The sequence below is a fragment of the Escherichia sp. MOD1-EC6819 genome (assembly GCF_002965765.1).
GTDB classification, from domain to species: Bacteria; Pseudomonadota; Gammaproteobacteria; order Enterobacterales; family Enterobacteriaceae; genus Escherichia; species Escherichia ruysiae.
In genome coordinates, this window is record NZ_PTRG01000012.1 from 1 (window position 1) to 23,231 (window position 23,231).

Consider the following 23,231-nt stretch of genomic DNA (forward strand, 5'->3'; position numbering starts at 1 on the left):
ATGGAACTTAAATTAAAGAATATAACCAGCTATAAGAAAGATAGCTTCACGACTCTTAATCTCTCAAAAAAAATTAATATACTTTATGGACACAACGGTTGTGGAAAATCAACTATATCTAATTATTTCTATAATCCAAATAACACGGACTACAAAGAATGCGAATGTCCTTTCATAGATACTTTTCGCTTATTGGTTTATAATACCAAGTTTGTTGAGGATAATTTTTATAATGCAAAAGAGCAAAAAGGAGTATTCACTTTAAGTAAGGAAAATGCTGACATTGAAAAAGAATTGCTGGAAAAAGAAGCTATAAGACAAGACCTACTTACAAAATACAAAGATAAAAAAACGTTATTGAGCGTTTAATTAAAGATAAAAACAATAAAGAAAATGAATATATTGATTTAATATGGAATAAAGCAGAACCTTTTAGATCATCTGACTTAAAGATCTTGATGAAAGGTCAGTTAGGAAGCAAGAGATCATTTTATGAGCAAGTTAAAAAAGCCCCTCAAACCACTGACGTTAATATCGAGTCACTTGCTCAAGAATATAGTATTCTTTTAAAGAACAAAGATAAATTCACTGCATCAATTACACCTTTAGAAAAATATATCATTTCAGAAAAAGATAAAGAATTTTTATCCACTCCGATTATAGACTCAAGTAATAGCTATTTGTCAGAAACAATTAAACAACTTCAAAACCTTGACTGGGTGAAAAAAGGGAAGGAATTATATTTAAATGGCACATGTTGCCCATTCTGCCAAGAAGACACTATTAAAGACAAATTTTTAGAAGCAATAGAATCTATCTTTGATGATAGCTACTCCAAGAAAGTTGACCAAATACGCATTATCAGATCGTCTTATGAATCCGCTACCATAGATAATTTAAAAAAAATAAAACAAGAGATTTCATCTTGTGAATTAATCACCTCAAAAGAAAAAGATATAACATCATCTCATATAGCGTTATTAGAGGAAATAGCAAACAAAAATTTAAAATTGATGTTAGATAAAATCAATAACCCATCTATATCTATTATTTTGGAATCCAATAGCGACCTTGAAGCAAAGGTAGTTGATAATATAACAGAGTACAACAATAGAATTAAAGAAATAAATATTAAAGTCAAACAATTTAAGAATAGTGAAAAGTCTATACGTTACAAAATATGGGGAGCAATAAGAGAATTATGCAACGCTGAGTTTGAAGCTTTCTCAAAATATGAGAATGACTATAAAATCATTTATGAACAATATCAACTTGAATTAAATGCCATAAAAGAACAAGGAGATAACAATAACAAAAAGATCAAAGAGCTACGCGATCAAATATCTAATATTGATGCAACCATAGATTCTATAAATCAACGTCTAAAATTATTAGGAATCTATGGTTTTAGCATAAAAAAACACACTGAGAGCAATGATAAATATATTATATCACGTTCTGAAAACACAACAGATAAAGATGTATACAGATCTCTTAGCGAGGGTGAAAAAACCTTAATTACCTTTCTCTACTTTCTAGAATGCTGTAAAGGTAAGACAGATAAGAATGATACGGATATGCGAGATGTATTTATCGTTATTGATGATCCAATATCCAGCCTCTCTCAAAATTATGTGTACGATATTGCCTCAATAATTCACCATGAAATAATCAACAATAACAAAGCAGTAAAGAAAACATTAATACTCACACATAATCTTTATTTCTTTCATGAACTTATCAAATTAGCTCCTAGAAGCAAAGAAGATAGAACATTCAAGCGTGATTATTATCTTGGACGAGTAACAAAAAATGAATATAGCATAATTACAGAAATAGAGAAAAAGAGCATTCAGAATGAATACCAGTCCCTATGGCAAGTATTAAAAGATGCGAAGGATGGAAAGGTAAATAAAGTTATAATACCTAACATCATGAGAAATATATTGGAATACTACTTCGCATTTGTTCATAGAACGGATGCATTACAGACAGAGTTAAATAAACTTGCTAGCGATGATAAGAATAATGATTTTAGAGCATTTTATAGATACATTAATAGAGGTTCCCATTCAGATGCAGTTAACATCACAGACATGGGAGATATATCTCCAGAGAAATATATGGAGCAACTAAAAACCATTTTTCGTATGACTGGTGATGAAAAACATTATTTGAAAATGATGGACGAAGAGGAAGAGGAAACCGTTACCGCTTAGGCCGCATATCATCGGGTTGGGTAAGAACGACGGTGTTCACACACCGTCTCCCACTTACCGAAACGATAGCGATTGTACTGACGTACTTTCACTAACTTTAACATGAGATTATCTCCATGCCAGCACTATTGTTGCCAATAGCAGCCTTTACACCCTTTGTATAAAGCTAATACCAAGAGCAATGCAAGGATACCCCAAGCGGTAACTGGCGTGGATTCTAGAGCAGCCTAACTAAAAAATCAAAGCATTAATTAAATCCCGGCCACTCATCATTTACCGGATACCTGAAGTTTACCCCCTCATAATTTACGGTTGCCCCACGCGCCAGCGCCTCAAGCTCCCATCGCTGAGGGCTGATACCGTTCTGACCAAGGTCAACGCGGATACGGGTGATTTGCATTCGTTCCGACCGGGTCAGTCTGGCCGATGGCGCAATTTCATGCGGTTTTAACGGGCTTCCGTTTCTTTGCTGACGATTTGGTGTTCTCATGTCGTGTTTTAATGCGCCCCTGAGCGCCCTCACGACCTCCTGGTCATTCCATTCGATAACACCGTCATCAACCAGATTAAGCACTGCTGCGGCGTGTTCAGAAGGTGTGGGAGCCGGTAACGAAGCATCACCGCCGGTGAACTTTCCACAGTTATTGACAGGACTCCGAGGCGCGGCGATGCCGCTTTTTAAAGTCAAAGGCTCAACGACCGGAACTTTCGGCACAATGCGCCAGTCCGTCGTTCTGGTGATATGAATATGACGCGCGCCGAGATGCGGCGCGTAAATGCCGACCACTCTCTCGACTTCTTCCTCGTACTCGTTAACTTCATCCGACGGACTACGGGCAACCCTGACAGTCTGACAATCGCGCGGAACATTTGCCCCACCCTGCGCGCTGATATACAACGCAAAATCACCACTGTCTGCGGCGGCGCGAGCAGCCTCGACGCGTTCGTCAAATTCATCAGCAATGCTGACGCCGCGAGGCAATTTACGTAGCTCACGGTAAGCTCCCATTGTCGGCAGGCCAACCGTTTTAAATTGCGGGATGCGCCACGTTGACGCCCATGCGGTAACAGCCGCCGCAGTATCTTTCAGCGGTCTGCCGGTATCGTTATCGAGCTGACCATCCAGTGCATAGCCGTCGATATTTTTTGAAATGTATTTCGCGATATATCCCGCAGCACCGCCCCGGTTAAGGTGTTTTGCCTGAAAACGGTTTCGCACGGCTCCTCTTTCGTCGCCATCCTCTTTGAGCGCATAGCGATGCATGATTTCGATAATCTGGTTACGCTGGCGTGGATTACAAAAAAGCATCATATGCCAGTGCGGCGTTCCGTCGTGGTGTGGCTCGACGACTCGCAAACCGTAGACCTGTAAATCATTATCCTTGAATGCCGTGCGCATCAGGCTCCAGATATGGCAGAGATAACGCTGCGCATCCTTTGGATTAAATGCCTCATCGTTCCAGCCGTGATTTAGCTGGACGGTTTTACTTTCGCCTTTTCCGACCTGACGTGTCGGGTGATACTTTGACGGCGCGGTCAGCGTGATAAACATCCCCACATCACCCTCTGCGGCGGCGTAACGCTCAATGCCGGCAATGGTGTTCATCAGCTCCATCCGGCGAATTTCAGGATTAGAAATACTTCCCATCACCTTACTGATAAGGTCGATGCGCTCGCCGGTTTCCCTGTTTTCAAGGTCACACGATTTAAGAAATTCCAGATTTGCCTGGCGGCGCGCACGCACATCACGAATGGCATGTTTACTGGCATAAGGAGAACGGTCTTTATTCACCTCCCCGACAGCAATCAGTAACGCCTCATGCCAGCGCATACGCTGACCTTTAAGCTGATGAGTCCACCACTCATCGTTAAACAGACGGGCAATGGCAGAATATGCCTGCCTCGTGGTCATCTGTCCTTTACGGTATTTTTTCCAGTAGAGAGGGGAAATATTGAAAGCTCGTGCAGCGCCAGCAACATGACCATACAGATGCGCCTGAGCCTCATCCGTAAACAGCGATTCTTTCTCGCCATGTGCATCAACCCATGCATCGCAGAGTTCCTCATACATCATGAAAAGCTGCGATGAGATACGGGCGGCAAACTTTTTCAGTTCCTTGTCATTCATCCCCGGCAGACGCGCATAATGGTCACGCTCTGCCAGAAACAGCAACGACGCGTCGGTGTTCATTTCATGGCGCTGATTCACGCGCTCAATGCGCGGCCATAAACGACGCTGAAAAGTGGATGTGAGGAAATAAAACCCGTGCACCGGGCTTTTATTGCGCCGGATGTAGTCATAGCGTGAAGTAAACAGCGAGCGCAAAAAGTAAGGCAGGCGGTTAATCGTGGATAAAACACCTTGCACCTGACGCATCTCGTCACGTGTAAGGGGTCTTTCGCGCCCGACAGCCTCGCGTGGCGCGTTCCATGCATAAGCACCGGTAAACGCCTTACCGGTGCCTGCGGCAAATGCTGATGGAGGGACAAAACGCCCGGAGGCTTTAACGGCCATATGAGCCAAAAGCCTCTGAACAACGCTTGCTGAGTTGCTCAACCTGCGCGTTTAAATCAGCAAAAGACTTTGCGCTTCCGGTCAGAATATCGTGATGCATCATGCCGGAAACGAGCTGGCTTAATTTCGGGTAATAACCAACCACCGCCAGCCATTCCTGACCGGCGTTTTTACCGCTTTCCGCTCTCTTTTTCTCATGGAGAATAAACTGAAAGCTGTCACTGGTAACGACATAACGTTCGCCAATTTCAATACGAATACTCATGCCGTTCTCCGGTAATGTTTGTTTTTTGCTTCAAAGACTGACTGACAGGAAACACAACGCGTGGCTGACGGATAAGCCGCACGACGGGCAGCAGGTATTGGCGCATCACACTCTTCGCAAACCAGCGAAGAAACACCGCAATGTTTTACCCTTGCCGCGTTAATCTGGCGCTCCAGTAATTCAGCCTGTTGTTCCTGAATAAAATCTACGTTGTCCGGCATTACCAGCTCCTTTTATCGTTCAGTTTCTTGAATTCATCAGCGCAATAGCTGGCGATTTCTGTCGTTAATTTTGTCAGCTCATCCACGGATGAAATTTGCTTGTGGAATACAGCGCGTTTAACAAGTAAATTGACCACATCAGACAGGAGGTTTAATTCATTCTGATAAATCGCGATAACAGATTCAGTTATGTCGCGTTTTTCTTTATCAAGACAAAGTTGAATAAGAGACAAATCGCCATTTTTCATAACGGCGATTTTTAAGGCGTTATTCAGTAATACAACTGAATGAGAACAGGACATCAAAGCACCTTCCCGCGAGACAATCCGATATTGTGAAATTTTTCCGACTCCTGACTGAGCAGCTCGACTATCTCCACGCGGGATAACTCCGCCTTTGTGATGTGGCGAATCATGGCGTCAAGATGAGAAGAAAAGCGCGTCGCAGCGTCGGCCTGTGCTTCGGTTCTGGCCTGTTGCAGCAGTAATGCGTATATACCGCACTGATTTTCAGAAACTGTATGCATGACTTTCTCCAGGCAAAAAGAAGCCCCGCACGATTAAGTGCGTTAAAAACTCTGGTTAATTATTTAATGCAGATATTGCTCTGGTTTTACCGACGTCAGAATTGTCGGTGCATACTCAAACAGGCTGAATAATTCACGTAATGCACGGAACAAAGCATCACCCCAGTAACATGATTCTTCATTAATTCGCCAGTATGGCTGGTTGAATTCTTTTTCAGTCAGTCGTGCGTGCATAAATAAAGTGCGACGCTGACTGACTGTTAAAAAACTAATATATGCATACTCACTTGCACCAACCTGACGGCGTTTTGAGAATGCGCCACGCAATTCATCAATTGCACAAACCAGTCGTTCACGTTCGACGTCGTTCATTTCTTCAAAACGCATCGTTGCGTGACGCTGTTTTAACTGTGCATGAAAGCAAACCGTTAGCCGTTCGCGCTCCATCATCTGATTATAATAATCACATGTATCCTGCCAGCGAGGGACGGCAAGATGCTTGCCAATTATCCGGCGCATAGCTGCTGGCTGTTTTTCAACGAGATTGAGCGTCATCACTGTCATTTCCATACCCTCCGGCTTTTCAGAAAGGTCAGAGCCTTTTTTAACGGACTCTGCTTTTTGGTGCGGATAATGATTCCCTTACGCCCCTTACCGTGGGTGATGGTGAAGTCAATCGCCCTGGGGCTTTCGTTACGCAGTAACTGAGCAATACAACGAGGCTCATTCATACGGTTCTCCTTAACGTGGTTCACCGAGACCTAACCACATCAACCAGCCGTCACGAATCTCTTTAGGGCGGCTTTCATAAGCCAGTTTTAGTCCGTTATTCCATGCCGGAAGGTATACCCAATATTCACCTGCACGACCTGAAGCTGATTGTGGATCGGTCATATCAATTACAGGCAGCTTTCCTTTATCGATCATCCGACGAACCGCTCCTGTCGATTTTCCTATTAGTTTTGCGAACTCCTGATAAGGAATCGCATCAGTCATGAGTGTTACTTGCTTGCTCATGTCGTCCTCTAGCCCTCATGAATTGCGTTTAATGTCTTATAATGCCTTTTAGTGCCCACATCCAAGCACTAAACAATCTACATCTAAACTAAATACTATTGAGATCTAAACACCATGTCAAACACGATAAGCGAGAAGATAGTCTTAATGCGAAAATCAGAGTATTTGAGCAGACAACAACTTGCTGATTTAACAGGGGTTCCGTATGGCACGCTGAGTTACTATGAAAGTGGTCGTTCAACACCTCCAACAGATGTCATGATGAACATCCTGCAGACCCCACAATTCACCAAATACACTTTATGGTTCATGACCAATCAGATCGCTCCTGAGTCCGGGCAAATTGCGCCCGCTCTCGCACACTTTGGGCAAAACGAAACAACGTCGCCCCACTCCGGTCAAAAGACTGGTTAACAATTCATCGTGAATATATTCATCACAAGTGCCTACTATTGGTGGCTAAATTTCAGCCACCACGAAAAAAGCGATTAGTAGTCGCAAAAAAACACACCACTCGGAGGGTTTTCTGATGGCAATCAAAAAACTCGATGATGGTCGATATGAAGTGGACATCCGCCCTACTGGACGTAATGGAAAACGCATCCGTAGGAAGTTTGATAAGAAAAGCGAAGCTGTCGCTTTCGAGAAATACACGTTGTACAACCACCACAATAAAGAATGGCTATCAAAACCAACAGACAAGCGACGTCTGTCGGAGCTGACACAGATCTGGTGGGATTTAAAGGGTAAACACGAAGAGCATGGGAAATCTAATCTTGGAAAAATTGAAATCTTCACAAAAATAACGAATGACCCATGCGCATTTCAAATTACGAAATCGCTTATCAGCCAGTACTGCGCCACCCGAAGAAGTCAGGGTATTAAACCTTCGAGTATCAATCGTGATTTAACATGTATTAGCGGCATGTTTACAGCCCTGATTGAAGCGGAGTTATTCTTTGGTGAGCACCCTATCAGAGGGACAAAAAGGCTTAAGGAGGAAAAACCAGACACAGGCTATCTCACGCAGGAAGAAATTGCCTTACTGCTTGCTGCTCTTGACGGCGACAACAAAAAGATTGCGATTCTTTGCCTGAGTACTGGAGCACGTTGGGGAGAAGCAGCTCGTTTGAAAGCAGAAAATATCATCCATAACCGCGTCACGTTTGTTAAAACGAAAACAAACAAACCACGCACCGTCCCGATCTCAGAGGCTGTTGCCAAAATGATCGCGGATAACAAACGAGGTTTTTTATTCCCTGATGCTGATTACCCTCGCTTCAGACGAACAATGAAAGCAATAAAACCGGATTTGCCAATGGGGCAAGCTACACATGCACTAAGGCACAGCTTTGCCACTCATTTCATGATTAATGGAGGAAGTATTATCACGCTACAACGGATACTAGGTCACACGCGGATTGAGCAAACTATGGTTTACGCTCATTTTGCGCCAGAGTACCTTCAGGACGCCATTTCTCTTAATCCGCTAAGAGGTGGTACTGAGGTCGAGAGTGTCCACACAGTGTCCACAGTAGAGTAACGTTTAAGGGCTTTCAGTGGTAATTTATGCCGCTCAAACCCGCATTGTACCGTTGAAAGCCCCTACTGGTGACACCCTAAATCTCCCTTACACGGGCTTATTTTTTTTGTACCACGACTTTCATCCTGTTCTGACACCGCCTTTTCTTTTCTACTCTACACTATCTACAGACCAATCATAAAGGCATACGACCATGGCAGATTTTCCCGCCAGCTTACTGATTCTTAACGGCAAAAGTGCTGACAATGAAACATTACGCGAAGCAATTATGCTGCTGCGTGAGGAAGGAATGACGATCCATGTGCGGGTTACCTGGGAGAAAGGTGATGCTGCGCGTTTTGTTGAGGAAGCCCGCCAGCTTGGCGTTGCAACGGTGATTGCCGGCGGTGGCGATGGCACTATTAATGAAGTCTCCACGGCGTTGATTCAGTGTGAGGGCAATGAAATTCCTGCTTTGGGGATATTGCCGCTAGGTACAGCGAACGATTTTGCCACCAGTGTGGGTATTCCTGAGGCGCTGGATAAGGCACTTAAACTGGCAATTGCTGGTAACGCTATTGCGATTGATATGGCGCAGGTCAACAAACAAACCTGTTTTATCAACATGGCGACGGGCGGATTTGGTACGCGCATCACCACGGAAACACCCGAGAAATTAAAAGCCGCGCTGGGTGGCGTCTCTTATATCATTCACGGCTTAATGCGCATGGATACGCTGCAACCGGATCGCTGTGAAATCCGTGGTGAAAATTTTCACTGGCAAGGCGATGCGCTGGTTATTGGTATTGGCAACGGGCGTCAAGCCGGTGGCGGTCAACAACTGTGCCCATATGCGCTGATCAATGATGGTTTGTTACAACTGCGTATTTTCACCGGCGATGAAATTCTTCCAGCTCTCTTCTCAACCTTAAAACCTGACGAAGAAAACCCGAATATTATTGATGGCGCTTCGGCATGGTTCGAGATACAAGCGCCGCATGAAATCACCTTTAATCTTGATGGCGAACCGTTAAGCGGACAACGTTTTCATATCGAAATACTTCCGGCAGCATTGCGTTGCCGGCTACCACCAGATTGCCCGCTGTTAAGGTAAGTACAAAGCAAGCGCAGAAGCAGGATCCGCAGACCGGCATCATCCCAGGATTCTTCTGCGCTCGCAATTTTTTCATGCGGCCACCGTTTCCAGTAACTGCTCAAGTGATGCATACCTGGCTACCGCAGAGTTAAAGCACGGCTGTTGAAAATCCTCGGCTACAACAACCGTTTTAATTCCCGCTGCCTGTGCAGCTTTAAAACCACTCAGGCTATCTTCTATAACCAGACAATCTGCGGCAGGCAGGCGTAATTTTCGTAGTGCGGAGAGGTAAACTGCCGGATGTGGTTTGCCGTGGCTTTCGTCGTCGGCACTGCAAATCACCGAAAAACAGTGTTCGATTTTGAGTTTTGTCAGCACCGCATCTATCACCTGATAAGATGAAGAGGTCGCCAGTGCCAGTTGGTATCCTGACTGGCATAAAAAGGTGAGCACATCCTTTACCCCCGGCATGGCTTCCCCTTTTTCAGCAATTAATGCAGTAATCAGGCGACGGATCTCCGCCTCCAGTTGCGTGGGCGTAACAGACAGATGACAGTATTCGCACCAGGTTCGGGCTATCTCATCAAGCCTTTTCCCTTTCGTCAGCCTGATACACTCTTCATCGCTAACGCTGGCACCCCATCGTGCCAGCGCCCCTTGTTGCGCCTGACGCCATAATCCTTCCGAATCAATAATGACGCCGTCCATATCAAAAATGACTGCTTTGCAATTAAACATCGTTCCTCACAATAAAGCCTGGCCTTACACCAGGCTGCCTCCATCAGGAAATAACGGCGGGTTCACCTTCACAGACTTGCTGGTTTGAGAATCCCGGTTGTTCGACGCGAATAAACGGACAAATGATAAACGCGATGATGTACAGGGTTGTATAAGCGATAACCACACCAATTGTACTGAAATAAGGTAACAGCACCACCGCTATCGCAGGGGCCAAAAAGTTAGACAGACCGGCAGAAAGGTTATAAACCGAAATCGCCGCGCCTTTGTGTTTTGGCTCCAGCGCCGGGAAAACCGCCGCCATCGGCACGAACGCTGCAACAAAGATCCCCAGCGCAACGGCGGGCACCATTGCCATCCAGTAGTTATGCCCGAAGTATTGCGGCATGTAGTAGAAAGCCAGACTGGAAAGCGCCATTCCCACACAGCCGAACCAGCGAACAACTTTCATCCAGCCAATTTTCTCTGCCAGTACGCCCCAGAAAATGTTGGTGAAAATCGTCGTGAAGAAGAAGACCGCCCACACCTGTAGCCACTCGGACGTGGTAAAGCCCAGCTCATCGACAAACATCATCGGCATAATCACCGCAAAGCCAAACAGTGACAATGTATTGATAATTCGCACAATACTGGAGAGCAAAATATTGCGGTTGGTATAGAGCAAGGTGACAGCACGGCCAAGCTCGCTGAACTTCTCTTTAGTCGTCAGAGCTTGCATATGATGCGGAGTCTGGATTTTACGCATTGAAACCAGCGCAAGAATACCGCCAGTTACGCAAAACGCCAGCGCCAACCATAGAGTACCCATTTCGCCGATAACCGGGATGGTAAAGCTGGGAATGTAACTACCGAAAACACCAATACCAATGGAATAAACGGCCCAGAACCAGCCCAGCGCGGCACTGGTACTGTCGCTGCGCACGTTATGCACAACGGCAACGATAAAGGCGTAAAGGAAGAGAGGATATGCCAGACCACGAATGCCGTAGAACAGCAGAATTAATGCATAGTTCGCCTGCCCCAGACCGAAGACCAGAAACAGCACATGGAAAATACACCACAGCACAAAACCGATGAACATGGTTTTTTGCGGCGTGATAATTTCCGCCACCACGCCGGATACCCATGCAGAGAGCGCCGCCGCCAGGCCATACAGCGTAAAAGCAAATGAGGCTTGTGCAGGCGTAAAGCCCAGCGCCTTAATATAGTGCGAGAGGAATGCCAGTTCAAAACCATCGCCGGTCATAAAGATAGCAATGGCAATATATCCCCAGACCAGATTTAAAGGTAATCCCAGCCATTGTTTATTCGTTAACGACATAGTGACCTCGTTTGTAGGGTACAAAACGCCGCTCCGGCGTCACCACCGGAGAGCATTAATGACAGTTGTTATTGGTTGCGATAGTTAAGATCGTTGCTATATAGCGAGTTAAATTGTTGATAACGTTGCATCAAAGCCTGATGACGTTCAGCATCGCCGTGCCAGGTTTGGTAGACTTCCGGTTTTTCGCAGACCGCCACCAGCGGTTTACCGGCGGCGAGACAAGCCAGACGCGCCGCGCCAAGCGCGCCACCGGTTTCCCCACCTTTATGCGTTACCACCGGCATGTTGAGAATATCCGCCAGCAGTTGCGCCCAGAACGGACTTCTCGCCCCGCCTCCCACCAGCGAACATTGTTCAATAGCCGTTCCACTCTCTTGCAAAACACGCAGCCCGTCAGCGATACCAAAACTCACGCCTTCCAGTACGGCATAGCCCATCAGTGCCCGCTGGCTGGAATGGGTCAGCCCCCAGAACATCCCTCTGGCATCAGGATCGTTATGTGGTGTCCGTTCTCCGGAAAGATATGGCAGAAACATCGGGGCACTGGCTTTTTCTGCTGGTGAAAGCTGGGCTATCTCTTCGAGTAATTCTGTTTCGGTAACGCCCACCAGACGGCAAAACCATTGCAAACAACTGGCGGCGCTAAGCATAACGCTCATCTGATGCCATAAATTCGGCAGCACATGGCAAAATGCGTGAACGGCTGATTGCGGTGCCGGACGATAAGCATCAGTCACCACAAACAGAACGCCCGATGTCCCCAGAGAAATAAACGCATCGCCGGGAGATACTGCGCCCACACCGATGGCGCTGACCGCGTTATCCCCTCCGCCGCCTGCCACCACCACCGAAGGCGTCAGCCCCCAGCGTTCGGCTACGCGCGGATCGAGCGTGGCAGAGACATCACAACCTTCCACCAGTTCCGGCATATTTGCCCGCGTCAGGCCGCACTTTTGCAACAGCGTGTCTGACCAGTCACGTTTTGCCACGTCGAGCCACAACGTGCCCGCCGAATCCGACATATCGGAGATTTTTTTGCCGGTCATTTTGAAACGCAAGTAGTCTTTCGGCAGTAACACCGTCGCAATACGCGCAAAGTGCTGCGGTTCATGGCGCCGTACCCACAACAGTTTCGGCGCAGTAAATCCGGGCATCGCCAGATTGCCAGCCACCTGATGCAGCTCCGGTGCTATCTCTTCCAGCTCCGCACACTCAAGTGCACTGCGGGTATCGTTCCATAAAATCGCCGGACGAATCGCCTCCCCGGTAGCATCCAGCAGCACTGCGCCGTGCATCTGGCCAGAAAGGCCAATCGCTTTAATCGCCTGCCAGTGATGACCACATTTTTCCCGTAGCGTTGACATCAGATATTCCGTCGCCTCCCACCAGGCCTGCGGCGATTGTTCTGACCAGTGTGGATGGGGCCGCTGAATAGTCAGTGGCGCGCTATGTGTGGCGACTATTTCATTATTTTCATCAATGACCAGCGCCTTAACTTCCGATGTTCCCAGATCGATGCCCAGATACATAACCGCCTCCAGGTTAATTAATCAGCGTGTAGACGTCAGCAATTTTTTCGCGCAGCAGCGCGGCAAAATCGGCACGGTCGGTTAAATCGCCGAACAGCGCCTTGTCACTGGCATAAACGGCTATCGGGTCGGCGGATTCGAACATCGCATGTACCGCAGGCGCATCAAGAATCCCGTCCTGGTATTCATACGGAAGTTTGCCGAGATGCCACTGCTGCATAAACACATAGAACAGTGCCGGTAACATGGCGGTAGCGTTCGGACGGACACCGCGCTGGTAACATTCGCGCAGAGTAGGCGCAATCATCGCCGGAATTTTTGAGAAGCCATCTGCGGCAACGCGCTGGTTGGTGTCCTGAATATGTGGATTGGTAAAACGTCTGAGCACCACATCACGATAAGTCGCAAGATCAATGCCGTTGTCACCCAGGCAAGGTATGACATCCTCCGTTACGTAGCGATCGGCAATCTGATAAATAAAATCAGTCAGCGTACTTTCGTGGATATATTTCTGACCAACCAGAGTACCTGCCCAGGCGATACAGCTATGAGAAGAGTTAAGAATACGAATTTTCGCTTCTTCATAAGGAATAACCGACTCCACCAGCTCCACGCCGACATTCTCCAGCGCCGGACGTACATCGCGGAAATTATCTTCCACTACCCACTGGATAAAGGTTTCGCCCATGACCGGGGCTTTATCACTCATCCCGGTTTGCGCTTTGATACGTGCCGGAAGTTCTGCCGACGGGCGTGGCGTAATACGATCCACCATGGTATTCGGGCAGGTCGCATTGGCGCTTAACCAGTCGATAACGGTCTGTTTACCCGTAAGTTGTAAGAACTCCACCAGGCCATCATGGAAACGCTCGCCGTTATGCCGCACGTTATCGCAGTTCAGCAGGGTCAGCGATCCGGCGTTATTTGCCATACGAGCTTCAAGAATGCGGGTAACAACACCATAAATGGTTTTGCATTCCCCCTTGAGGTCGGCAGCTAAATCAGAGTTTGTAACTTCCAGCTTATGGCTGGTATTGAGGTAGTAGCCCCCCTCAGTCACCGTAAAGGCAATCACTTTGGTTTTCGGGTCAGCGCCTTCGGTAATCAGCGGTTGTAAGTCGGCCTGCCAGGGCAACAATTTCTGAATTGAGGTGATCTCTTCATATTCGTTCTCCCCTTCCGGGCTAACCGTTTCCAGAACATAGCGGCCTTTTTGCGCCATCAACGCCTGCACAACGTGTTCGGCATCGTTACGAATATTGCCCGCCGCGATACTCCAGCGAGTATCCCCCGCCACCAACAGGCGATGCAGATACCACGCCTGGTGTGCGCGGTGGAAAGAACCTAAACCGATATGCAGCCATGTGTATTTTTCGTTCATTGTCTGTTCTCCATTGACGTTATGGCTGCACTGTAAATGAACATTTAGCTCAAATAAGAGCGTTAGATCACAAAAGAGCAAATGATCTTTAAAATTACAAATGACCAGATGCAGGTAAAAACTTGCCTCACGGCAGAGCTGTCGCCAGAATGACGCTATCTGTTGTGGGATTTTCTCTATCCCACACGCAATCTTGAGGCAGGGAAACGTGAACAAAGAAGATGACATCAGGCTCGATCAAAAAGTACGAGCAGCATGGATGTATTACATCGCCGGACTTAACCAAAGCGAAATCGCCAGTCAGTTAGGAACTTCTCGTCCGGTAGTCCAGCGGCTCATTGCCGCCGCTAAAGACGAAGGGATTGTGTCGATTGGATTGCATCATCCTGTGGCGAATTGTCTCGATTACGCGCAACTTTTAAAGGAAAAGTACCATTTAACCGACTGTAATATTGTGCCGGTATACAGTGTTGAAAGTACCCTCGATAGCGTGACATTTGGCTGTTATCAACTGATGGCGCGTTATTTACAAGGTGATAAACCGACTATTGTCGGTATCGGTTCTGGCTTAACCCTAAAGAAAACCATCAGACGGATTGATTTTGATAGCCAAAACACCCGTTGTGTTGCCCTGATCAGCGCCATGAACGAACACGGACAATGTAACTATTACGACGATGTACCACTACTGCTGGCGAGAAAGATTCAGGGCAAATATTATCAATGGCCTGCCCCGCGCTATGCCCAGTCGCGGGAAGAGCATCAAATGTGGTCAACCAACCGACTGTTTCGCAATGTCTCTGCGGTCGCCTGTAATTCCGATGTCATTTTTGTCGGTATTGGCGCATTAGGTCGGCAAAGCCCGATCTTCAAAGATGGCTTTATCAATGAACAGCAACTGGAAGAGTTAACGATGCTCGGCGGCGTTGGGGAAATTCTCGGGCGCTTTATCGACGCCGACGGCAACGTGGTGGAAAACCATATTAACCGGATGATCACCAGCTACGATATCCGCGAAAGTCAGTGCCCGCGCATCGCCGCCGCCTGCGGTGAAGATAAACGCCCGGCAATTCTCGCGGCGTTAAAAGGCGGATGGATCAACGGCCTGGTGACCGATGAACACACCGCACGTTGGTTATTGACTCGCTAGCCCCCGCCTGGAACTATTTCATCTTCTGCTTGCGAAATAAATCCCGATAGCACAGGTTATCGGGATTTTTATAAACTGAATGATCACCTTATTCGCTTTGCTCTACACCGTAATTAATTTCACCCGTGTATTCTGCAATGCCAGTTTATCCACCTCTGACACGGCATCATCAGTAATAATAATGTCAATTTTTTCGATTGGCAGTACCTGATTAAATCCACGGCGGTTAAATTTCGTTGAGTCCAGTACCGCAACCACTTTATTTGCTGCGGTGACCATAGCACCGCTAATCGAATAACCTTCATTAAAGGTGGTAATGCCATTTACCGCATCGATACCGTCAGCGCCGACAAACATTAAATCGGCATTGATATCCTGCAATGAACGCTCGGCAATAGAACCATGCATCGAGCGCGTTTTATGGCGTACCGTGCCACCACAAACCACCAGCGTAATATCTTTATTTTCAGAAAGGGCAAATGCCGCCGGGAGACTGTTGGTAATCACCGTGATATTTTTGGCAGTCATTAATCCTTCGGCGATAAGCATTGTCGTACTTCCGCTGTCGAGAATAACGGTCATCCCTTCGTGGATCATTTTTACTGCTGCCTGTGCAATTCTGTTTTTCGGCGCACTGGCGAGCTGAAAGCGATCTTTAAATCCTACTTCCTGTGTCTCGGTTTCGCTATTGCCGGACATTATTTTCGCCGCACCACCATGAAAGCGCGTGACCACGCCTTTTTGTTCGAGAAAGCGCAAATCGGCACGGATTGTCGCTTCCGAGGCAGCAAATATTCCCGCCAGATCCTGAACAAGCACGGTCCCCTGTTCATTCACTAATTGGATGATCTTATTCCTTCGCTCGAATGAATTCATCGTCATTTACCCATATTCAATTGCGCATAGTGTAAACGAAGGGGGGGCATTGGTGAATGATCTGTTTTTCACAACGGTGAGCCAGCATCACGCTGGCCCACGGTTTCAGGGAATGAGTAACACCTTACCCGGCATGGTATTGCGAGCGATGTCACGCACCGCCTGAGCGAAGCTTTCAAAACCGCCACGGTGAGCGATTAATGGCTCCAGGCTTAACTTACGCTCTGCCAGCAACCGGCTCGCTGTTTCCCACTCCTGCCCAGGCCACGGGCTGGAGTAGTTCATCCAACTGCCGATAACCGTCAGCTCTTTACGCAATATTTTGCCAAACGTCGCCGACGTTAAATGCAGATCCTGATGCAACGTGCCCACCAACGCCAGTTGTGCATGAGGCCCGGCAATCTCTACCGCCAGTTCGACAGTTTGCGGTACGCCAGCCGTCTCAAGGATAAGCTGATTAAAACGCAGTTCGCGTAAAACAGCCTGCATATGTGGCGCACTCATTTCACTGCTGTTAAATGTTTGCGTGGCACCAAAGGATTTTGCCAGTGCCAGTTTTTCTGGGCTAATGTCGATAGCCGTCACACTCTTCGCCCCCAGCGCACTGGCGCACTGGATCGCCAGCAGGCCGATAGTTCCGGCACCAATAATAATGACGTTTTTATTTTCACAGCCTTGCGCCAAATGGAAAGCGTGCAGGCCGACGGTAATTGGTTCAATAAAAGCGCCATCCTGAATCGGCATTTCCTCCGGTAGTGCGAAGACATTTTTTCGATTCACCACAATATATTCTGTCAATCCCCCGTTGCGCCGTGATCCAATAAAATCATATTTCGCACACTGGGAATAAAAGCCTTTCAGACATTCCGGACATTGAAAACAGGGTAATAACGGCACACAGGCGACCGCATCGCCAGGTTGTAAATCATTTACCCCACTCCCCACAGCATCAACAAAACCACTAAATTCATGCCCTAATGTTATGGGGTAATAATGTGCACCATTTTTAAATATCCGGGGCAAATCGGAACCACATAATCCCGAACTGGCAATTTTAATTCGCACATCATCCTGATGATGAATTTCGGGTAACTCGTGCTCTTCCACGCGGACAATACCATCAGTATCATTAACAACTGATTTCATAAAAACTCCTGAGTGATAAAGGGGGATATTCTCCCCCTTGGGTATAATTTATTGTGCGACAGCAGCTTTATCTTTGTTAATAACACCGCGCGCCCGACGCCAGGTCATAAAAATACCGGTGAGATAAATAGCGCCGATAATAATGAAACTGGGGATATTCTGCGGGGAGAAAACCTGAATCAGTAACCAGGTAATCGGTGAGCCGCCCTGATCCATCGAAGCCACCATGCCTCCGGCTTTTAACGCGCCCGCATTGGCAGCCAGTTGGGTATGCAGGCCAATAGTTTGCGTCGCAATCCACAGGGTGATGCTCATAATGATGATGCCAGAGATCAGGGTGCGGAACAGGTTTCCACGATGCACCGCGACCGCCATCGCTACAAAGAAGCCGATGGTGGCAAGGTCGCCAAACGGCAGCACCTGATTACCCGGCACACAAACGGCAATCAATATAGTGAGCGGGATAAAAATCAGGCTTGCCGACACCACAGCCGTATGCCCCAGCAACAACGCCGGATCAAGTCCAATCAAAAATTCCTGACCGCCGAACTTCGCCTGTAAACGGCTACGCGCCTGCTTCGCGATGGGTGTTAAACCATCCATGATGGGCTTGATCACCCGTGGCATCAGCAGCATCACCGCTGCCGTTTTTACTGCCAGTTGCAATACACCTTTGACATCGTAACCGGCAAGAATGCCGATAATCAGTCCCATCACAAAACCCACGGTGACCGGTTCGCCAAAAGGGCCAAATTTGCGCTGAATATCGTCGGCGCTAAATTTAATCCGGTTAATACCAGGGATTTTTTCGATAATGGCATCGACCAGCACCGCAATCGGCCCCATATACGCCGATGTGCCGTGCGGAATGGCAATGCCTTCCAGCTCAAAGAAATCACGGGTATCGCGTGCAAACCAGTCGCCCAGCTTATAAACAAACGCTGCGTGAATCACCACACCCGCGATGCCAATCATCCATGAACCCGTCGCCAGATGCAGCAACGCGCCGGTGAAGGTCATATGCCAGATATTCCAGATATCGACATTCACTACCCGCGTCATACGCGTGAGCAGCATTGCCACGTTAACCAGAATCGCAATCGGAATAGCCACCAGCGCAATTTGCGACGCCCAGGTCATTGGAGATGATCCCGGCCAGCCGACATCGACCACATGCAGATTTAAGTCGAAATTTTCCGCCATCGCTTTCGCCGCCGGGCCAATGGAATCCAGCATTAAGCCAATCACCAGACCGATGCCAACAAAGCCAATCCCGATATGCAGACCCGCTTTAAAGCAATCGCCTGCTTTCATGCCTAATATTTTTGAAAAAATAATAATGACAATCGGCAACATGACCGTAGGGCCAAGGTCGAGAATATAACGCATGACTTCTGAAAACATAGGTCACCCCTGTAAGATAGTCAGAATTTTATTTTGTAATGCTTCGATCCCTACACCAGAAACAAAAGGCATACCGTGAACTAACGGAATATCACCAAAACTGCGGTCAACTTTGGCTGTCGTACAAATCAAATGGACACCATCCATATAAGTTTCTATTTCATTAACCCGACACTGGATTAATTCAACAGGGATATTATGGCTCTGACACAGCTCTTTAATTTCTTCCGCCGCCATCGTAGAAGTCGCAACCGCGCCTCCGCAAGCGACAATAATCTTGCGTTTCATAAATAGTCCTTTTTATTAGTACAGAGGGATTTTATTCATTTGAATCTAAAACAGATGTTTTGAAATATTCCATTAATTGCACTTCAGGAATGCTGATAAGCGTTTCGACCACATCGGGTTGTTGCAGCTTGCCAAATAAACGGCGTAAAAGTTTCAGTTGCTGCTGTGGATTTTCTACAATCAGGGCGATGATTAATGAAACCGCCACTTCGTTATCATCATCGGCTTGCTGAAAATTGATTTTATCCGCGAGTCTTAACAGATAAATGGCTGACGTTTTTGCATGAATCGCCTCGCAGTGCGGTATTGCAATGGCGTGCTGTTCCAGCATGATCCCGGTGGGGAACTCCGCTTCTCTGGCGATTAATGCCTGCGGCCAGGAGTCATGAACAACGCCTTGTGCGACCATTTCGTTGCCAATATGGGTTAGTGCTTCGCGGCGATTGGCAAAAGAAATTCCGCTACGAACAAATAACTTTGTCATATTACATCCTTATTATTTTGCACAACCGTAACGATAGGCGCGCAGAACATCAAAAATTTTATCCATAATAAGCTGATGTGGTATCGCCTTGAGTTCCTCACTCTGGATGCGTTCAAATTGCTTTGGTAAATACTGACTAATTATACCCAGTGGAATTTCGACACCGTCAAGGTTCGCCATCATCATCTCGACGCTATTTTTAATTCGGCTATGCGGCCAGTAATAACGGATACGATCAGAAAGGCTATAACGAATATCCAGTAAAGAATCGTTAAATCCAGTACGGTAATATTTTTTCCAGTATTGCGGTTCGTCGAGCATGACTTCTTCAATCACGTCAAGACAACTGCTGCGATTTTCCGGCGCGATAAGTTCCCGCTCAATTTGCGCCAGAGCAAATATCGCCTCGCGTAAAGCAAAGGTTAATGCTGGCCCTACTTTCAAAATGGCAAAGTGATCGCGTACTAATTCCCGATACGCCGTCCGGGTCTGGTAATCGGTGGAATGTGCTTCATAAACCATTTTGCTGTTTTCTATCCATTGCGCCAGCGCCTGCGCTTCTTGCGGCTGATAATGGATAATATTGCTGTGATCAAATTCAACGCCAGGCTGTACCACTATCGCAACCACGCGCGTTAACGCCTCTGTCAGGCCACGGGCAATAAACGCTTTTTGATGTGTACGTAAAGTATTGGCGACATCTTCTACCCTTGTGATGTGCACCGACTGAATGGCGCTGGCCTCGCCGCCCGGAACCGGAACTTCGGTGCCAATCACATAAGTCAGTTGTTCACGCTGGCAATCTGTCGCCACGCTTTCCGCAGCAAAGCAAAGTACAGCGGCACGTTCAGCAACCGTTTCTGGCACTAACGGTACAGGATCACCCGCGCAGGACATTGACGCATCAAGATGAATTTTACTGAAACCGGCACGAACATATGCCTTTACCAGCTCGACGGATTTTTCCATCGCCGCATCCGCATTTTCTTGCTGCCAGCAGTTTGGCCCCAGATGATCACCGCCGAGAATAATGCGCTCGCGCGCAAACCCAACTCTATCAGCAATCGCAAAAACAAATTCGCGAAAATCTGCCGGTGTCATTCCGGTATAACCGCCAAATTGATTGACCTGGTTTGACGTTGCTTCAATCAGCACTTTGCGTGTGCTGTTGAGATCGAAAGCCAGCGCCGCTTCAATAACCAACGGATGCGCCGAACAGACTGAACAAATTCCGATATGTTCACCGGCTTTATGCCGGGCAATTAACGTTTTCATGGTTTTTCCTTGTTAAATGGCAGATGCGTTATGCCCTGCCTTCGCAGCCGCAATCGGCAATCACTTTGCGCACCACATCGCGCATTGCGAATTTTGCCGACTGTAAATAATCCCGGGGATCGGTCGCCTCTGGATGCTCCGTCAGATAACGTTTTAACGCCTGCGAGAAGGCATTTTTCAGCTCCGTCGCGACATTGATTTTGCAAATTCCCAGGTTAATGCTTTGACGAATGTCCGCAGAAGACAGTCCCGACGCACCATGCAGTACCAGCGGTAGCGCAACCTGCTGACGGATGGCCTCAAGGCGGGAGAAATCCAGCGCCGGAGCACTGGCATACATACCGTGAGCGGTGCCGATGGCGACCGCCAGGGAATCAATCCCGGTTGCCTCGGCATATTCACGCGCCTGTACGGGGTTGGTGTACAACGCATCGGCTTCATTGACTTGCACATCATCTTCCTGGCCGCCAAGTTGCCCCAGCTCCGCTTCGACGCTGACATCAAAGCGATGGCAAAAATCCACCACCTCTTTGACCCGTGAAATATTTTGCGCATAAGGCAAATGCGAGGCGTCAATCATTACTGAGCGCACGCCGGAGCGCACTTTTTGAGCGATATCTTCAAACTTTGTGTGATGGTCAAGGTGAATCGCCAGCGGATGGTGATACTGCTTCGCCATCGCGCTAACCAGCGCCAGTAAGTTTTCTGTTCCGGCATGGTTAAATGTACCTGGCGTTCCGGCGATGATGACCGGCGCATTCAGGCTGGCTGCGCTTTCCACCACCACCTGCATCGTTTCGAGATTGTGAATATTGAATGCCGGAACCGCGTAGCCGCCGCGCTGCGCGTTGTTCAGCATCTGCTTTGTCGATACCACGTACACTTTCACATCCTATCGTTTTCTTTCGATTTCAAAATATAATGAAATTATTTGTTTTTAAATGTCGAGATAGCGATCACAAAAACGACAAAATGAAAACAAATACAGAATGACAGGCCAAAAAAACGACCTCCCGAGAAGGAGGCCGTAACAAAGTGCACGTTGTTTTATGTCGGATGCGGCGTGAACGCCTTATCCGACCTACGGGGCAGTGCTGTTCGTTTAAAACGTATCAGGCGATAGTAATTTTGCTATCAAGATAAACGTCCTGCACGGCGTTAATCAGTTTCACGCCGTCGGCCATCGATTTCTTGAACGCTTTACGTCCGAGGATCAGCCCCATTCCGCCTGCGCGTTTGTTGATAACCGCAGTACGCACCGCATCGCTAAGGTCAGTTTCACCGCCCGCAGCACCACCGGAGTTAATCAACCCTGCGCGCCCCATATAGCAGTTAGCTAACTGATAACGCACCAGATCAATCGGGTTTTCGCTGGTCAGCTTGCTGTACACGCGATCGTCGGTGTAGCCGTAATTAATCGCTTTATAGCCACCGTTATTTTCCGCCATTTTCTGTTTGACGATGTCCGCGCCAATGGTCGCCGCCAGATGGTTCGCCTGACCGGTCAGGTCGGCGGAAACGTGGTAATCAACGCCCTCTTTCTTAAAGGCGGAATTACGCAAATAGGCCCACAGCACTGTCACCATGCCCAGTTCATGCGCACGTTCAAAGGCCGCAGAAATTTCTTCAATCTGGCGACGTGACTCTTCTGAGCCAAAATAAATGGTCGCACCAACCGCCACCGCGCCCATATTGAACGCCTGCTCTACGCTGGCATATAGCGTTTGATCGTAGGTGTTCGGGTAACTTAGCGTCTCGTTATGGTTGAGTTTGACGAGGAACGGAATGCGGTGCGCGTAACGCCGCGATACCGATGCCAGCACGCCGTAAGTTGACGCTACACAGTTGCAGCCCGCTTCAATCGCCAGTTCAACAATATTTTTCGGGTCAAAGTAGAGCGGGTTAGCGGCAAATGAAGCTCCGGCAGAGTGCTCGACGCCCTGATCAACCGGCAAAATGGAAAGGTATCCCGTTCCCGCCAGACGCCCGGTGTTGTACAGCGTCTGCATATTACGTAACACCGCTGGCGGGCGATTATTGTCAATCATCACGCGATCTACGTAGTCATGTCCGGGGAGATAAAGCTGGTCAGAAGGAATAGTCATACAACGATGCTGTAAAAGGTTGTCGGCATCTTTGCCAAGCAACTGCGCAATATCTGTCATTACTATGCTCCCGTAAATTCCGATTGGATATCGGCTATGGATTGTCCTGGCCCGCCTTTGCGGGCAATCATAATCCTGGTCGTTACGGGC

General features: G+C 47.7%; 26 protein-coding genes. 6 read left to right on the forward strand and 20 right to left on the reverse strand.

From position 1 onward, the window contains the following. The coding region (locus A7Z06_RS22110) for an AAA family ATPase (protein WP_241957196.1) at positions 1-369 on the forward strand (369 nt) is incomplete at its 5' end. A gap of 89 nt (positions 370-458) precedes the next feature. Continuing rightward, complete coding sequence (locus tag A7Z06_RS17275) at positions 459-2,219, forward strand: AAA family ATPase (protein WP_241957197.1); 1,761 nt, start codon at positions 459-461, stop codon at positions 2,217-2,219. Positions 2,220-2,466: 247 nt separating this feature from the next. On the opposite strand, the gene A7Z06_RS17280 is transcribed toward A7Z06_RS17275, so the two are convergent. The 8 genes from A7Z06_RS17280 to A7Z06_RS17310 all read right to left on the reverse strand — a co-directional run bounded on the left by A7Z06_RS17280 (position 2,467) and on the right by A7Z06_RS17310 (position 6,763). Then, complete coding sequence (locus A7Z06_RS17280; RefSeq protein ID WP_105279512.1) at positions 2,467-4,734, reverse strand: replication endonuclease; 2,268 nt, start codon at positions 4,732-4,734, stop codon at positions 2,467-2,469. Next, positions 4,724-4,999, reverse strand: coding sequence for a DUF5405 family protein (locus A7Z06_RS17285; protein ID WP_033553688.1), 276 nt, complete (start codon positions 4,997-4,999; stop codon positions 4,724-4,726). The genes A7Z06_RS17280 and A7Z06_RS17285 overlap by 11 nt, the downstream gene beginning before the upstream one ends. Beyond that, positions 4,996-5,220, reverse strand: coding sequence for a TraR/DksA family transcriptional regulator (locus A7Z06_RS17290; protein ID WP_001113273.1), 225 nt, complete (start codon positions 5,218-5,220; stop codon positions 4,996-4,998). The genes A7Z06_RS17285 and A7Z06_RS17290 overlap by 4 nt, the downstream gene beginning before the upstream one ends. Then, on the reverse strand, positions 5,220-5,522 hold the full coding sequence (locus A7Z06_RS17295; RefSeq protein WP_001277897.1) for a DUF5405 family protein: 303 nt from the start codon (positions 5,520-5,522) through the stop codon (positions 5,220-5,222). Before A7Z06_RS17295 ends, A7Z06_RS17290 begins: the two co-directional genes overlap by 1 nt. Beyond that, positions 5,522-5,746 carry a DUF2732 family protein gene (locus A7Z06_RS17300; RefSeq protein ID WP_033560981.1) on the reverse strand — a complete coding sequence of 75 codons (225 nt, stop codon included), beginning with the start codon at positions 5,744-5,746 and terminating at the stop codon, positions 5,522-5,524. The genes A7Z06_RS17295 and A7Z06_RS17300 overlap by 1 nt, the downstream gene beginning before the upstream one ends. 63 nt (positions 5,747-5,809) lie before the next feature. After that, complete coding sequence (locus tag A7Z06_RS17305; RefSeq protein WP_105279524.1) at positions 5,810-6,310, reverse strand: replication protein B; 501 nt, start codon at positions 6,308-6,310, stop codon at positions 5,810-5,812. Then, positions 6,307-6,477 carry a hypothetical protein gene (locus A7Z06_RS21885; protein ID WP_001005162.1) on the reverse strand — a complete coding sequence of 57 codons (171 nt, stop codon included), beginning with the start codon at positions 6,475-6,477 and terminating at the stop codon, positions 6,307-6,309. The genes A7Z06_RS17305 and A7Z06_RS21885 overlap by 4 nt, the downstream gene beginning before the upstream one ends. Before the next feature lie 10 nt (positions 6,478-6,487). Then, positions 6,488-6,763 carry a regulatory phage cox family protein gene (locus tag A7Z06_RS17310; RefSeq protein ID WP_000043869.1) on the reverse strand — a complete coding sequence of 92 codons (276 nt, stop codon included), beginning with the start codon at positions 6,761-6,763 and terminating at the stop codon, positions 6,488-6,490. Between the two features lie 114 nt (positions 6,764-6,877). On the opposite strand from A7Z06_RS17310, the gene A7Z06_RS17315 reads away from it, so the two are divergent. The 3 genes from A7Z06_RS17315 to yegS all read left to right on the forward strand — a co-directional run bounded on the left by A7Z06_RS17315 (position 6,878) and on the right by yegS (position 9,399). Further along, positions 6,878-7,177 carry a helix-turn-helix domain-containing protein gene (locus tag A7Z06_RS17315; RefSeq protein ID WP_001306384.1) on the forward strand — a complete coding sequence of 100 codons (300 nt, stop codon included), beginning with the start codon at positions 6,878-6,880 and terminating at the stop codon, positions 7,175-7,177. Positions 7,178-7,292: 115 nt separating this feature from the next. After that, positions 7,293-8,306, forward strand: coding sequence for a site-specific integrase (locus A7Z06_RS17320; RefSeq protein WP_001512914.1), 1,014 nt, complete (start codon positions 7,293-7,295; stop codon positions 8,304-8,306). 193 nt (positions 8,307-8,499) lie between these two features. Further along, positions 8,500-9,399, forward strand: coding sequence for a lipid kinase YegS (gene yegS, locus A7Z06_RS17325; protein ID WP_000753100.1), 900 nt, complete (start codon positions 8,500-8,502; stop codon positions 9,397-9,399). A 72-nt stretch (positions 9,400-9,471) separates the two neighbouring features. Here yegS and A7Z06_RS17330 read toward each other — a convergent pair whose 3' ends face one another. From A7Z06_RS17330 to dalD, 4 genes are all read right to left on the reverse strand, one after another. After that, positions 9,472-10,119, reverse strand: a complete 648-nt coding sequence (locus A7Z06_RS17330; RefSeq protein ID WP_000481299.1) for an HAD family hydrolase — start codon at positions 10,117-10,119, stop codon at positions 9,472-9,474. Between the two features lie 43 nt (positions 10,120-10,162). Then, on the reverse strand, positions 10,163-11,440 hold the full coding sequence (locus A7Z06_RS17335) for an RbtT/DalT/CsbX family MFS transporter (RefSeq protein ID WP_000060036.1): 1,278 nt from the start codon (positions 11,438-11,440) through the stop codon (positions 10,163-10,165). Between the two features lie 68 nt (positions 11,441-11,508). After that, positions 11,509-12,972: a xylulokinase gene (gene xylB / locus A7Z06_RS17340; protein WP_105279513.1), complete on the reverse strand. Its 1,464-nt coding sequence runs from the start codon at positions 12,970-12,972 to the stop codon at positions 11,509-11,511. Between the two features lie 13 nt (positions 12,973-12,985). Then, positions 12,986-14,353, reverse strand: coding sequence for a D-arabinitol 4-dehydrogenase (gene dalD, locus A7Z06_RS17345; protein WP_001003647.1), 1,368 nt, complete (start codon positions 14,351-14,353; stop codon positions 12,986-12,988). Between the two features lie 208 nt (positions 14,354-14,561). Between dalD and A7Z06_RS17350 the strand changes: the two genes are divergently transcribed. After that, entirely contained in the window at positions 14,562-15,503 is a 942-nt protein-coding gene (locus tag A7Z06_RS17350) for a sugar-binding transcriptional regulator (protein WP_001030843.1), read from the forward strand. Between the two features lie 102 nt (positions 15,504-15,605). Here A7Z06_RS17350 and A7Z06_RS17355 read toward each other — a convergent pair whose 3' ends face one another. The 8 genes from A7Z06_RS17355 to fbaB form a co-directional block, all read right to left on the reverse strand. After that, positions 15,606-16,379, reverse strand: coding sequence for a DeoR/GlpR family DNA-binding transcription regulator (locus tag A7Z06_RS17355; RefSeq protein ID WP_010347143.1), 774 nt, complete (start codon positions 16,377-16,379; stop codon positions 15,606-15,608). 105 nt (positions 16,380-16,484) lie between these two features. Further along, positions 16,485-17,525 (reverse strand): galactitol-1-phosphate 5-dehydrogenase, encoded by a 1,041-nt coding sequence (gatD, locus tag A7Z06_RS17360; RefSeq protein WP_105279514.1) that lies wholly within the window; start codon positions 17,523-17,525, stop codon positions 16,485-16,487. A 48-nt stretch (positions 17,526-17,573) separates the two neighbouring features. Further along, on the reverse strand, positions 17,574-18,929 hold the full coding sequence (locus tag A7Z06_RS17365; RefSeq protein ID WP_000490657.1) for a PTS galactitol transporter subunit IIC: 1,356 nt from the start codon (positions 18,927-18,929) through the stop codon (positions 17,574-17,576). Positions 18,930-18,932: 3 nt separating this feature from the next. After that, the gene (gene gatB / locus A7Z06_RS17370) at positions 18,933-19,217 is read right to left on the reverse strand and encodes a PTS galactitol transporter subunit IIB (protein WP_000823282.1); all 285 of its coding nucleotides are present in this window, start codon (positions 19,215-19,217) and stop codon (positions 18,933-18,935) included. Positions 19,218-19,248: 31 nt separating this feature from the next. Continuing rightward, a complete protein-coding gene (gene gatA / locus A7Z06_RS17375; protein ID WP_000163640.1) occupies positions 19,249-19,701 on the reverse strand; it encodes a PTS galactitol transporter subunit IIA in 453 nt (150 codons plus the stop codon). 12 nt (positions 19,702-19,713) lie between these two features. Next, the gene (gene gatZ / locus A7Z06_RS17380) at positions 19,714-20,976 is read right to left on the reverse strand and encodes a tagatose-bisphosphate aldolase subunit GatZ (RefSeq protein ID WP_000853823.1); all 1,263 of its coding nucleotides are present in this window, start codon (positions 20,974-20,976) and stop codon (positions 19,714-19,716) included. Between the two features lie 28 nt (positions 20,977-21,004). After that, entirely contained in the window at positions 21,005-21,859 is an 855-nt protein-coding gene (locus A7Z06_RS17385) for a tagatose bisphosphate family class II aldolase (protein WP_000289781.1), read from the reverse strand. A gap of 229 nt (positions 21,860-22,088) precedes the next feature. Beyond that, positions 22,089-23,141, reverse strand: coding sequence for a class I fructose-bisphosphate aldolase (gene fbaB, locus A7Z06_RS17390; protein WP_000129560.1), 1,053 nt, complete (start codon positions 23,139-23,141; stop codon positions 22,089-22,091). Positions 23,142-23,231: the final 90 nt, after the last annotated feature.

Bases quoted from the DNA above. Each gene is read 5' to 3' on its own strand.
- A7Z06_RS17275 (WP_241957197.1), top strand. From the start codon at position 459: ATGAAAGGTCAGTTAGGAAGCAAGAGATCATTTTATGAGCAAGTTAAA.
- A7Z06_RS17280 (WP_105279512.1), bottom strand. From the start codon at position 4,734: ATGGCCGTTAAAGCCTCCGGGCGTTTTGTCCCTCCATCAGCATTTGCC.
- A7Z06_RS17285 (WP_033553688.1), bottom strand. From the start codon at position 4,999: ATGAGTATTCGTATTGAAATTGGCGAACGTTATGTCGTTACCAGTGAC.
- A7Z06_RS17290 (WP_001113273.1), bottom strand. From the start codon at position 5,220: ATGCCGGACAACGTAGATTTTATTCAGGAACAACAGGCTGAATTACTG.
- A7Z06_RS17295 (WP_001277897.1), bottom strand. From the start codon at position 5,522: ATGTCCTGTTCTCATTCAGTTGTATTACTGAATAACGCCTTAAAAATC.
- A7Z06_RS17300 (WP_033560981.1), bottom strand. From the start codon at position 5,746: ATGCATACAGTTTCTGAAAATCAGTGCGGTATATACGCATTACTGCTG.
- A7Z06_RS17305 (WP_105279524.1), bottom strand. From the start codon at position 6,310: ATGACAGTGATGACGCTCAATCTCGTTGAAAAACAGCCAGCAGCTATG.
- A7Z06_RS21885 (WP_001005162.1), bottom strand. From the start codon at position 6,477: ATGAATGAGCCTCGTTGTATTGCTCAGTTACTGCGTAACGAAAGCCCC.
- A7Z06_RS17310 (WP_000043869.1), bottom strand. From the start codon at position 6,763: ATGAGCAAGCAAGTAACACTCATGACTGATGCGATTCCTTATCAGGAG.
- A7Z06_RS17315 (WP_001306384.1), top strand. From the start codon at position 6,878: ATGTCAAACACGATAAGCGAGAAGATAGTCTTAATGCGAAAATCAGAG.
- A7Z06_RS17320 (WP_001512914.1), top strand. From the start codon at position 7,293: ATGGCAATCAAAAAACTCGATGATGGTCGATATGAAGTGGACATCCGC.
- yegS (WP_000753100.1), top strand. From the start codon at position 8,500: ATGGCAGATTTTCCCGCCAGCTTACTGATTCTTAACGGCAAAAGTGCT.
- A7Z06_RS17330 (WP_000481299.1), bottom strand. From the start codon at position 10,119: ATGTTTAATTGCAAAGCAGTCATTTTTGATATGGACGGCGTCATTATT.
- A7Z06_RS17335 (WP_000060036.1), bottom strand. From the start codon at position 11,440: ATGTCGTTAACGAATAAACAATGGCTGGGATTACCTTTAAATCTGGTC.
- xylB (WP_105279513.1), bottom strand. From the start codon at position 12,972: ATGTATCTGGGCATCGATCTGGGAACATCGGAAGTTAAGGCGCTGGTC.
- dalD (WP_001003647.1), bottom strand. From the start codon at position 14,353: ATGAACGAAAAATACACATGGCTGCATATCGGTTTAGGTTCTTTCCAC.
- A7Z06_RS17355 (WP_010347143.1), bottom strand. From the start codon at position 16,379: ATGAATTCATTCGAGCGAAGGAATAAGATCATCCAATTAGTGAATGAA.
- gatD (WP_105279514.1), bottom strand. From the start codon at position 17,525: ATGAAATCAGTTGTTAATGATACTGATGGTATTGTCCGCGTGGAAGAG.
- A7Z06_RS17365 (WP_000490657.1), bottom strand. From the start codon at position 18,929: ATGTTTTCAGAAGTCATGCGTTATATTCTCGACCTTGGCCCTACGGTC.
- gatB (WP_000823282.1), bottom strand. From the start codon at position 19,217: ATGAAACGCAAGATTATTGTCGCTTGCGGAGGCGCGGTTGCGACTTCT.
- gatA (WP_000163640.1), bottom strand. From the start codon at position 19,701: ATGACAAAGTTATTTGTTCGTAGCGGAATTTCTTTTGCCAATCGCCGC.
- gatZ (WP_000853823.1), bottom strand. From the start codon at position 20,976: ATGAAAACGTTAATTGCCCGGCATAAAGCCGGTGAACATATCGGAATT.
- fbaB (WP_000129560.1), bottom strand. From the start codon at position 23,141: ATGACAGATATTGCGCAGTTGCTTGGCAAAGATGCCGACAACCTTTTA.